This window comes from Mycobacterium sp., assembly GCF_050701675.1.
GTDB lineage: Bacteria > Actinomycetota > Actinomycetes > Mycobacteriales > Mycobacteriaceae > Mycobacterium.
Genome location: NZ_JBOGDD010001267.1, coordinates 1 through 1902 on the forward strand (window position 1 = coordinate 1; position 1902 = coordinate 1902).

Annotated in this window: 2 protein-coding genes and 1 pseudogene; 1 reads left to right on the forward strand and 2 read right to left on the reverse strand. The window is 62.5% G+C overall.

Translation table 11 applies throughout. From position 1 onward, the window contains the following. Both ACRDUX_RS39250 and ACRDUX_RS39255 read right to left on the reverse strand, forming a co-directional pair. Positions 1-87 (reverse strand): annotated as a pseudogene (locus ACRDUX_RS39250) (DUF3237 domain-containing protein); the annotation flags it as partial. After that, the gene (locus ACRDUX_RS39255) at positions 84-566 is read right to left on the reverse strand and encodes a nuclear transport factor 2 family protein (protein ID WP_526422695.1); all 483 of its coding nucleotides are present in this window, start codon (positions 564-566) and stop codon (positions 84-86) included. The pseudogene ACRDUX_RS39250 and the gene ACRDUX_RS39255, both read right to left, overlap by 4 nt. A 296-nt stretch (positions 567-862) precedes the next feature. Here ACRDUX_RS39255 and ACRDUX_RS39260 point away from each other — a divergent pair, with 296 nt between their 5' ends. Continuing rightward, entirely contained in the window at positions 863-1900 is a 1038-nt protein-coding gene (locus ACRDUX_RS39260) for an NADP-dependent oxidoreductase (protein ID WP_526422696.1), read from the forward strand. The last annotated feature ends 2 nt before the right edge of the window (positions 1901-1902 follow it).

Below are 1902 nucleotides of genomic sequence, written 5' to 3' on the forward strand. Positions count from 1 at the left end.
GACCTGACGCAGCCCGTAAGGGCCCGGGCCGACGATCTGAGGTTCGGCAAGCTCTGCGGTGTAGGAGAACTCCGGCTCCAGCTTCACTGGGTGGCCCCCACTCCGGCTGCCGCCATCACGGCTGACATGCCCTCGGCGATCACGTCGCGCCCGAAGGCCTCGAGCACGACATTGGGATTGAAGTACTCGCGGATCAGCGCGACTTTGCCATCCCTGATCCGCATGTGAGTGCAATAGGTGTTGGCGTAGATCTTGCCGGTCTGCGTGACCGTCGCCTTTCCGTGCAGTTCCAGAACGAAGAGTTCCGGGTCGGTCGTGTCGTGCACGGTCAGCGAATCGATCCGGAGATCAGGCACCGAGGCGAAGAACCAGTCGACGAAATGATTGATCAGGTGTCGGCCGGGGACGGTATCGGCGAGCGGCTCGAGCGCGAAGGGCATTTCCCAGACGGCCTCCTCGGCAAAGTTGTCCTTCCACGCCTCGAGAGCCTCGCCACGCGGCGGACCGTCATCAAGGGCCTTCCAGAATCGCTCAACCGTCGCGCGGTTGTCCGTTTGTACGCTCATGCGCCGCCTCCATCTCTTGGTCGACTGCCGTCACAGCCGGTGGTCAAACCGAGAGTGCACCATGCGTCGTTGATAGTCAACACTATGTCGATACTATGTCGATACTTATCGCATCCGCTGTCCCTGAACGTGATTCATGATCGTCGATGCGGAACCGACTCATAGTCGACATATCGTTGACTTCTGCCGACAGCAAGTCTAACCTCGCAGCAGGTCTTGCCGTCATCCCTGCGGATGCGGTGCGTGCGCACCCTGATGACCACCATTCCAGTCATCGCTGACAACGAGGATTCGCCATGAAAACACCCACCAACCGGCTGTTTCGTCTGCAGAGGCGGCCACAAGGCCAGGTCACCGAACAAGATCTCGAGTGGGTCGCGGAGTCCATCCCCGATATCGCCGAGGGACAGGCGTTGGTCCGCACCCTGTACCTGTCGCTCGACCCGACAAACCGTGTCTGGATGAGCCAGTTGCGTTCCTACATCCCGCCGGTCGAGCTGGGCGCGGTGATGCGGGGCCTCGGTGTCGGACAGGTCGTCGAAAGCCGTCGGGACGATCTGCCGGTCGGCGCATTCGTACTCGGCTTCACCGGCTGGCAAGAATATTGTGTCGCTGACGATTCCGTTCTGGAGTTTCCGTTCACAGTTCTGCCCGACCCATTACCGGCGCCCCTTTCCGCATTCCTCGGAGTACTTGGCCATACCGGCATTTCAGCGTTCATCGGCGTCGAGCTTGGCGATCCTCAGCCCGGCGAGACGGTTGTCGTCTCTGCCGCAGGCGGGGCCGTCGGTTCGATCGCCGGACAGCTGGCCAAACAGCGTGGCGCCCGCGTGGTCGGCATCGCCGGCGGTGCCGAGAAGTGCCGACACCTGGTGGAAGAATTGGGTTTTGACGCATGCATCGACCGGCACGCGGACAACTGGCGCGAGCGACTCGACGAGGCGACCCCCGACGGCATTGACGTCGACTTCGAGAACGTGGGCGGCCCGATCATGGATCACGTCCTGGGCCGGTTGAACATCGGCGCACGAGTGGCGCTGTGCGGCCTGATCTCGGAGTACGACACCTACAACGAAGACAGTGACCAGCCCGGTCTGCGCAATGCAAACCAGCTGCTGATGCAGCGCGCCACCCTGCGGGGCTTCATCGTCACCGACCACATCGACCGTTACGCCGAGATCATCGGAAAGCTCGCCGCGGCGCTGGGCGAGGGCTCGGTAACGTACGACGAGACCGTCGTCGAGGGTCTGGAAAGCGCTCGGGAAACCCTCAATCAGGCACTGTCCGGCGGCGCTCGCGGAAAGACGGTTGTCCAGGTCGCCCCTCTCCCCTAGTC